This is a genomic window from Methylopila musalis (genome assembly GCF_042679725.1).
GTDB lineage: Bacteria > Pseudomonadota > Alphaproteobacteria > Rhizobiales > Methylopilaceae > Methylopila > Methylopila musalis.
This window is the reverse complement of the sequence record NZ_JBHTMX010000122.1, coordinates 1-8,889: the sequence shown is the minus strand read 5'-3', so window position 1 is coordinate 8,889 and position 8,889 is coordinate 1. Positions and strand designations below refer to the sequence as shown.

At 71.6% G+C, this 8,889-nt stretch carries 7 protein-coding genes; 2 read left to right on the top strand and 5 right to left on the bottom strand.

The features are described 5' to 3' along the window. Positions 1-1,184: RluA family pseudouridine synthase (locus tag ACFQ4O_RS12340; RefSeq protein ID WP_378775992.1), on the top strand; the 1,184-nt coding region annotated here is incomplete at its 5' end. 4 nt (positions 1,185-1,188) lie between these two features. Here ACFQ4O_RS12340 and ACFQ4O_RS12335 read toward each other — a convergent pair. The 5 genes from ACFQ4O_RS12335 to ACFQ4O_RS12315 all read right to left on the bottom strand — a co-directional run bounded on the left by ACFQ4O_RS12335 (position 1,189) and on the right by ACFQ4O_RS12315 (position 5,631). Continuing rightward, complete coding sequence (locus ACFQ4O_RS12335) at positions 1,189-1,905, bottom strand: Crp/Fnr family transcriptional regulator (protein WP_378775991.1); 717 nt, start codon at positions 1,903-1,905, stop codon at positions 1,189-1,191. A gap of 87 nt (positions 1,906-1,992) precedes the next feature. Continuing rightward, entirely contained in the window at positions 1,993-2,442 is a 450-nt protein-coding gene (locus ACFQ4O_RS12330) for an RrF2 family transcriptional regulator (protein WP_378775990.1), read from the bottom strand. Positions 2,443-2,541: 99 nt separating this feature from the next. Continuing rightward, positions 2,542-2,964: a PaaI family thioesterase gene (locus ACFQ4O_RS12325; RefSeq protein WP_378775989.1), complete on the bottom strand. Its 423-nt coding sequence runs from the start codon at positions 2,962-2,964 to the stop codon at positions 2,542-2,544. A gap of 4 nt (positions 2,965-2,968) precedes the next feature. After that, a complete protein-coding gene (locus ACFQ4O_RS12320; protein ID WP_378775988.1) occupies positions 2,969-4,489 on the bottom strand; it encodes a fumarate hydratase in 1,521 nt (506 codons plus the stop codon). Next, positions 4,486-5,631 carry a CaiB/BaiF CoA transferase family protein gene (locus ACFQ4O_RS12315; RefSeq protein ID WP_378775987.1) on the bottom strand — a complete coding sequence of 382 codons (1,146 nt, stop codon included), beginning with the start codon at positions 5,629-5,631 and terminating at the stop codon, positions 4,486-4,488. Before ACFQ4O_RS12315 ends, ACFQ4O_RS12320 begins: the two co-directional genes overlap by 4 nt. A gap of 187 nt (positions 5,632-5,818) precedes the next feature. Here ACFQ4O_RS12315 and ACFQ4O_RS12310 point away from each other — a divergent pair. Further along, positions 5,819-8,889 (top strand): class I SAM-dependent DNA methyltransferase (locus ACFQ4O_RS12310; RefSeq protein WP_378775986.1); only part of this gene is annotated, 3,071 nt, incomplete at its 3' end.

Below are 8,889 nucleotides of genomic sequence, written 5' to 3'. Positions count from 1 at the left end.
CCGCCGCCGGGACGCGCTCCACCCGCGGCGCCCTGAAGGCGGCGGCGGACGCGGCGTTCCGTTCGCCCGGCTCCGCCGGCGCGAAGCCGAAGTCGCCCAGGCCCGTCGCCCAGCCGGCGATTGAGGATGTGCGCGAGGTGCCCAAGGCGCTGCCGGCTCTGCCCGGCAAGGCCGCCGGGGTGCAGTCGATCCCGGTGCGCGACGCGGAGGAGGGGCTGCGGCTCGACCGCTGGTTCAAGGAGCGGTTCCCGGCGCTCGCCTTCGGCCATCTCCAGAAGCTGTGCCGCACCGGCCAGATCCGGGTGGACGGCGCCCGCGCCAAGACCGCGACCCGGCTCTCCGCCGGCATGGTGGTGCGCGTGCCGCCGCTGAAGGACGAGGATGCGGCCGACGAGCCGGCGAAGCCCGCCATCGTGCGCGCGCCGGCGCTCTCCAAGGACGCCGAGTTCCTGAAGAGCATCGCGATCTACGAGGACAAGGACGTGCTGGTGCTGAACAAGCCCCACGGCCTCGCGGTGCAGGGCGGCTCGGGCACCACGCGCCATGTGGACGGCATGCTCGCCGCGCTCACCGATCGCGCGGGCCAGAAGCCGCGCCTCGTCCACCGCATCGACAAGGACACCGCCGGCGTGCTGGTGACGGCGAAGACGCGGCTCGCCGCGGCGGAGCTTGCGCGCGCGTTCCGGTCACGCGCCACCCGCAAGGTCTACTGGGCGCTGGTTCCGGGCGTGCCGCGCACCCGGCAGGGCCGCATCTCCACCTATCTCGCCAAGGGCGAGGGCGACGGGCCCGAGGGCGAGCTGATGCAGGTGGCCGAGCACGGCGACCGCGGCGCGAGCCACGCGCTGACCTATTACGCGGTGGTGGACAACGCCGGGCCGAAGCTGTCCTGGCTGTCTCTGAAGCCGGTCACCGGCCGCACCCACCAGCTGCGCGCGCATTGCGTCCACATCGGCCATCCGATCGTGGGCGATCCGAAATACTTCAACGTCGAGAACTGGGAGCTGCCGGGCGGCCTGCAGAACAAGCTGCACCTGCTGGCGCGCCGCCTCGTCATTCCGCTGCCGAGCGGCAAGGTGCTCGACGTCTCCGCGCCGCTGCCGCCGCATATGGCGCAGTCGTGGAACCTGCTCGGCTTCGACGCCGGCCAGTACGACCCGATCGTCGACGCGCCGGAAGACTGAGCCGTCAGGCGGAGGCGTGGGGCTGGCAGCCGCAGGAGCGGGCGGCGAGCCGGGAGACGTCCCGAAGCTCCACGCGTCCCCGCCCGCAGGCGATGGCGCCGTCGCGCTCCAGCATCTGAAGTCCCGCCGTCACGCTGGCGCGGCGCACGCCCAGCAGGTCCGACAGCTGCGCGTGCGTGACCAGCAGCGCGCCGGGACCTGCGAGGTCGAACGCCTCCAGCAGCCAGCGGGCGAGCCGCTGCTCGACGCTGTGCAGCGCCGCGCAGGCGCAGATGCGCGCGCTCTGGTTGATGCGGGTTCCGGCGTAGGCCATCACGCTCTGGCGCAACGCCAGGGCGGTGGCGAGCGCGTTCTCCATCGCCTTGATCTCGACGGTGAGGCTTTCGCCCGGCGTCACGGCGACGGCGATCCGGGGGAAGGGCGGATGGGCGCCCAGAACGGCGGACACGCCGATCAGCCCGCCCGGCCCTACGAGCCCCGCCTCCGCGCCGACGCCGGCCGTGTCGCGGGCGATGACGGCGACGAGGCCGGCCACGATGAAATGGACATGGCGCAGCGGCGCCCGGCTGTCGGCGAGGACGGCGCCCCGGTCGTGGCGCTCGTCGCGCATGAAGGGGCGCAGGCGCGCGAGGCCGTCCGGCCCGAGCCCCGCCAGAATCGGATGCGTCGCCGCCGGGCGACGGGCCTCCGCCCGCGCCTCGCGATCGCCGAAAACGCCCATGCCCGTCTGTCCCGAGTCGCATGCCCCGGAAACGACAATGGCGTGACTACGGTATAAGGTAAACTACGTAGACCCGCGGAAGCGCGGTCAGATCTGGTAGACGAACGCCTGCATGGCGCCGTCGCCCATGTCGCGCAGCTCCGCCAGCGTGCGCTTGTCCAGCACTTCGGAGATGGCGTCGCGCACGTCGAGCATCATCAGCCGGATGCGGCAGGTCTCCACGTCGTCGCAGTCGTCGCAGGGGATGTAGGCCGAGCGGCTGGCGCAGTTGATGGGCGCGAGCGGCCCGTCCAGCGCGCGCACGATCGAGCCGATCAGGATGTCCTCGGGCGCCTTGGCGAGCTGGTAGCCGCCGGCCTTGCCCTTCTTGCTGGAGAGCATGCCGGCGTTGCGCAGCTCGCCGAGAATGGCGTCGAGGAATTTCTTGGGGATGGCGTTCCGCTCGGCGACGTCGGCCACGAAGGTGGAGCGGCCGGGCTCCAGCCGCGCCAGGTCCACCATCGCCTTCAGGCCGTATTTCGCCTTTTTCGTCAGCATCGCTTCGTTCCGATCGCCGCCCGAGGGCCAGCGGACCTCGCATACCGTTTCAGTCAGTCCTTTGAATATTCAGTCGCTTACTGGATTACCAGTGGCGCGTCAGCGTTTTAGTATTTTCCAGACGCCCGATCCGCCCGCGACCTCCCGTTCGCCGACGCGCAGGACCCCCTTCATGAACACCAGCGAGGAGGTGAGTCGGAACACCTGCGGGTCGATCTCCACGAACTCGCCCATCTGGGCGGCTGAGACGAACTGCATGTCGAACTGGATGGTGACGCTCGGCCGGCCGTCGGCCGCGTCCCAGGCGGCGACGCCGAGCGCCCGGTCCGCCAGCGTCATCAGCATGCCGCCATGGACCACGCCGATCAGGTTGGCGTGCTTCTGCTCGGCGATGAAGCCGAAGGAGCGCAGGCCGTTCTCCCGCCGGCGCACGTAGATCGGGCCGACGAAATCGATGAAGCCTCCGTCCGGGAACAGCTCCCAGCCATGATCCAGCGGGGTGAAGGCGGGCGCGTCGGTCATTGCGTCAGGTCTTTCGCCAGAGATCGGGGCCGAGCACATGGATCGACGCGCCGGTCGAGTCCACCGCCACGGTGACGGGCATCTCCTCCACCTCGAACTCGTGGATCGCCTCCATGCCGAGATCGTCGAAGGCGAGCACCCGCGCGGCCTTCACGGCCTGCGCCACGAGGATCGCCGCGCCGCCGACCGCGATCAGGGAGGCCGCGCCGTGGCGGCGGATCGCCTCGACCGCCGCCGGGCCACGCTCGGCCTTGCCGATCATGGCGAGCAGGCCGGTCTGCGCCAGCAGGGTCTCGGTGAAGCCGTCCATGCGGGTGGCGGTGGTGGGGCCGGCGGGGCCGACCGCCTCGTCCCCGACCGCCTTCACCGGCCCGACGTAATAGATGACGCGGCCGTTGAGCGGGACGGGCAGGGGCTCGCCGCGGGCGATCATCTCCGCCATGCGCTTGTGCGCGGCGTCGCGGCCGGTGAGCAGCTTGCCCGACAGCAGCAGGCGGTCGCCCGCCGTCCACGACCGGACCTCGTCCCGGGTCAGCCGGTCGAGATCGACCGGCCGGGCGGCGTCCGCGGTGCGGTCGCGCACGACGTCCGGCCAGTCCGCGGGCGAGGGGGCGGTGAAGGTCGCGGGGCCGGAGCCGTCCAGCGCGAAGCGCACGTAGCGGTTGGCGGCGCATTGGGGCATCAGCGCCACGGGCTTCGAGGCCGCGTGCGTCGGAAACGTGCGGATCTTCACGTCGAGCACGGTGGTGAGGCCGCCGAGCCCCTGGGCGCCGAGGCCCAGCGCGTTGATCCGCTCGTAGAGCCGCAGCCGCATCTCCTCGATCTTCGAGGCCGGGCCGCGCCGGATCAGGTCCAGCATGTCGATCGGCTCGAACAGGGCTTCCTTCGCGAGCAGCATAGCCCTGTCGGCGCTGCCGCCGACGCCGACGCCGATCAGCCCCGGCGGGCACCAGCCGGCGCCGAGGGTCGCGATCGTCTCCACGATCCAGTCCTCGGCCGAGGCGGACGGGTTGAGCTGCGCGAAGCGGGCCTTGTTCTCCGATCCGCCGCCCTTGGCGGCCACGATCGCCTCCACCCGGTCGCCGGGAACCAGATCCACATGGGTCATGGCGGGGGCGTTGTCGCCGGTGTTGCGCCGCTCGAACAGGGGATCGGCCACCATGGTGGCGCGCAACGGATTGGCCTCGTCGAGATAGGCGAGGCGCACGGCCTCGTTGACCAGCTCCTCGATGCCCCGCGAGGTGGCGAAGCGCACGTTGACGCCGACCTTCAGGAACACGGCGGCGACCCCGGTGTCCTGGCACATGGGCCGGCGGCCGATCAGGGCCATGCGCGAGTTCACGAGAATCTGCGCCATGGCGTCCCGCGCCGCGGGGCTCTGCTCCCGGTCGTGGGCGGCCGCGAGATGGCGCACGAAATCCGCCGGATGGACGTGGGAGACGAACTGCAGCGCGTCGGCGACGCTCCGAATGAAGTCGTCCTCGCGGATGACGGTCTGGGGTTGAAGCGCCGTATCGGCCGTCACCCTCCGGCGTCCACGAGCGCAGGCTGGAACTCCGCCCTGAGCGCCGCGTCGTGCTGGCCGACGGCGGGCACGGGGCGGAGCGTCGGCCGCGCGCCGTCCACCACCGCCGGCGGAGCCAGCACCTCCGCCACGCCGTTCGGCGTCTCCACCGGCAGGGTCGCGGCGCTGCGGTGGCCGACGAGATCGCTCAAGGTCGAGATGCGGCCATAAGCGATGCGATGGCGGTCGAGCACGTCGGTCAGCTCCGCCACGCTGAAGCGGCCGACAGCCGCCTGCACCAGCGCGTCGCAGGCGGCGCGGTGCGCCACCCGGTCGACGTTGGTCGCGAAGCGCGGGTCGGCGCCGGCCTCCGGCGCGTCCAGCACCTCGGAGCAGAAGACGCGCCATTCCGGATCGCTCTGGATCGCGATCACCACCTCGCCGTCGGTCATGCGGAAGGCGCCGTAGGGCGCGATCGACGGATGGGCGAGGCCGAGCCGCGCCGGCTCGCGCCCGCCGTAGCGGCGGGTGAGGTAGGGCACGTTCATGAAATCCGCGAGCGTGTCGAACAGCGACAGCTCGATGTGGCGGCCCACGCCGGTGCGGCCGCGGGCGATCAGCGCCTCGAGGATCGCGGCGTGGGCGGCGTGGCCGGTGGCGATGTCGCAGACCGAGACGCCGACCCGCGACGGGCCGCTCTCCGCGCCGCCGGTGATGGCGGACAGCCCGGTCTCGGTCTGGATCAGCAGGTCGTAGGCCTTGCGGTCGTGGTCGGGCGTGCCGGCGGAGTAGCCGGAGATGTCGCAGCAGATCAGGCGCGGATGCCGCGCCTGAAGCTCCCGCGCGCCGAGCCCGAGCCGCGCCATGGCGCCCGGCGCGAAGTTCTGGATGAACACGTCCGCCCGGGCGATCATGGCCTTCACCAGCGCCAGATCGGCCGGATCCTTCACGTCGACCTGGCAGCTTTCCTTGCCCCGGTTCGCCCACACGAAATAGGTGGACTGGCCGAACACGCAGTCGTCGTAGCCGCGGGCGAAGTCGCCGCCCTGACGCTCCAGCTTGATGACGCGGGCGCCGGCGTCCGCGAGCCGCGAGGTCGCGACCGGGGCCGCCACCGCCTGCTCCATCGCCACCACCAGAACGCCGTCGAGCGCTCCCGCCATCGGTCCGTCTCCCCGCGTTGTCGGCCTGACTGTTTTAGCGCCCGAGGGAGGAGGACAAGTCAAACCCGCCAATGGACGCGGGCCTTTCCCGCGTTAGGGGTGTTTTCACGTTTATGCACTTTTAGATTGAGAATCGCTTTCGCCCATGCACGCATCGCGTGTGCATTCCGCACGGTCGGGGGCGGCCATGGCGAGTGAGGCGATCGAGGCGTTCATCGCCCGCTGGCAGGGGCGCGTGGGCGGGCAGGAGCGGGCGAACTACGCGCTGTTCCTGACCGAGCTCGCCGATGTGCTCGGGGCGCCCCGGCCGGAGCCGGCCTCCGTTGAGGGCGACAACGACTACGTGTTCGAGCGCGTGGTGCGGGAGACGCTGCGCGACGGCTCGGTCTCCCACCGGCGCATCGACCTCTATCGCCGCGGCTGTTTCGTGCTGGAGGCCAAGCAGTCGCGCTGGCCGGGCACGACCAAGGCCATGGTGGAGGAGCGCGGACCGGCCCCCGCGACGCCGGGACGGCGCGGCGCCGACAAGGCCTGGGACGTCCTGATGATGAACGCCCGCAACCAGGCCGAGCGCTATGTGCGCTGGCTGCCCGAGGGCCACGAGCCGCCGCCCTTCGTCATCGTCTGCGACGTGGGCCACTGCCTGGAGCTCTACGCCAACTTCCGGAAGGACGGCAAAGCGTACGATCAGTTCCCGGACCGGCAGGGTTTTCGGGTCTATCTCGAAGATCTGCGCCGGCCCGAAATCCGCGACCGGCTGGCGCGGGCGTGGTCGGACCCGCAGTCGCTCGACCCCACCCGGCAGGCGGCGCGCGTCACCCGCGCCATCGCGGGACGCCTCGCCGCCGTCTCCCGCCAGCTTGAGACGCGGGGCCACGAGGCCGAGGAGGTGGCGCAGTTCCTGATGCGGCTGCTGTTCACCATGTTCGCGCAGAGCGTGGAGCTGATCCCGAAGGGCGCCTTCTCCGCGCTGCTGGCGGAGTGCGAGGCGGACCCGGCCCTGTTCGAGCCCATGGTCGGCCAGCTGTGGCGCGCCATGGACACCGGCGACTACGCCTTCGCGCTCAAGCGCCGGGTGTCGCGGTTCAACGGCGCGTTCTTCAAGGACCCGGTGGTGATCCCGCTTGAGGCGGCGGACATCGCGGAGCTGCGCGCGGCCGCCGCCTTCGACTGGCGCGAGGTGGAGCCCGCGATCTTCGGCGCGCTGCTGGAGAAGGCGCTCGACCCGGCCGAGCGCCGCAGCCTCGGCGCCCATTACACGCCCCGCGCCTATGTGGAGCGGCTGGTGCTGGCCACCGTGATCGAACCTTTACGCGCCGACTGGGCGGCGGCCTTGGGCGCGGCCGAGCGGCTGCGCGGCGAAGGCCGGATCGCCCAGGCGCGGGGCGTGGTGGCGGCGTTCCACCGCCGGCTCTGCTCGACGCGCGTGCTCGATCCCGCATGCGGGACGGGTAATTTTCTGTACGTGACGCTGGAGATGATGAAGAGGCTCGAGGGCGAGGCGCTGGAGGCGCTGGCCGATCTCGGCGGGCAGGAGGGGCTGTCGGGGCTCGAAGGCCACACGGTGGACCTGCGGCAGCTGCTCGGGCTGGAGAAGAACCCGCGCGCCGCCTCGATCGCCGAACTGGTGCTGTGGATCGGCTATCTGCAATGGCATGCGCGCACCCGTGGCGGCGCGCCGGGCGAGCCGATCCTGCGCGCCTTCGGCAACATCACGGTCGGCGACGCGGTGCTCGCCGAGGGCGACGGCCCGCCGCGCCGGCCGGACTGGCCGGAGGCGGAGTTCATCGTCGGCAATCCGCCCTTCATCGGCGGCAAGGACATCCGCGAGCGGCTCGGGACCCGCTACGCCGAAGCCCTGTGGGCGGCGCACCCGCACATGAACGAGAGCGCCGACTTCGTCATGTACTGGTGGGACCGGGCGGCGGAGCGGCTGACGGCCGACGGGACGCCGCTGCGGCGCTTCGGCTTCGTCACCACCAACTCGATCTCGCAGCTGTTCCAGCGCCGCACGCTCCAGCGCCACATGGAGGCGGAACGGCCGGTGGCGCTGGTGATGGCGATCCCGGACCATCCCTGGACCAAGGCCGCCCCGGACAGCGCCGCGGTGCGCATCGCCATGACGGTTGCGGAGGCCGGCGCGAAGGACGGCGCGCTGCGGCGGGTCACGCGGGAGGACGCGCTCGACACCGACGCGCCGACGATCGAACTCGCGGAGCGCGTCGGCCGCATCAACGCCGACCTGACGGTCGGGGCGGACGTGACCAAGGCCGCCGCCCTTCGCGCCAATGACGGACTGTGCTGCCCCGGCGTGAAGCTGCATGGCTCGGGGTTCATCGTCGCGCCGGCTCAGGCGCTGGCATGGGAAGAGGCGTGCGGCGCGGTGACGGACAAGCGGGTTCGGCCCTACCTTGGCGGCCGGGACCTGACGGCGAGACCTCGGGACCGTTTTGTGATCGATCTGCTCGGTGTTGACGAGGCGGAGATACGTCGGCGCTGGCCTGAGCTCTATCAACATCTTCTGGCGACGGTGAAGCCTGAGCGCGACCGCAACAACCGCGCGACCTATCGGGACCAATGGTGGCTTCACGGCGAGCCGCGGCGGGAGTTGCGCCCCGCCCTCGAAGGCCTGCCGCGCTTCATCGCCACCACCGAGACGGCCAAGCACCGGGTGTTCCAGTTCCTCGACGCCGCCGTGCTGCCGGACAACATGGTGGTCGCGGTCGCCAGCGACTGCGCCTTTCACCTCGGCGTGCTGTCGTCGCGCATCCACGTTCTGTGGGCGCTGGCGGCGGGAGGCCGTCAGGGTATCGGAAACGATCCCCGGTACTCGAAATCCCGCTGCTTCGATCCGTTCCCGTTTCCCGTCGCCACGTCCGGCCAGCAGGCGCTGATCGCGGCGCTCGCGGAGGAGATCGACGGGCATCGCAGGCGCGTGCTCGGCGCGCGGCCGCGCCTCACCGTCACGGCGCTTTACAACGTGCGCGAGCGGCTGCGGGCGGGGGCGCGGCCGGGCGATCTGACGCCCGACGAGCGGCGCGTCTTCGACGACGGCCTCGTGCTGTTGCTCGACGACCTGCATGACCGGCTCGATCGCGCGGTGGCCGCGGCCTATGGCTGGCCCGCGGAGGCCTCGGCCGAGGAGGCGCTGGCGCGGCTCGTGGCGCTGAACTGGATGCGGCGGACGGAAGAGGCGCGGGGACGGAACCGCTGGCTGCGGCCGGAGCATCAGGCGCAGCGGTTCGCGCCGCCGGCGGA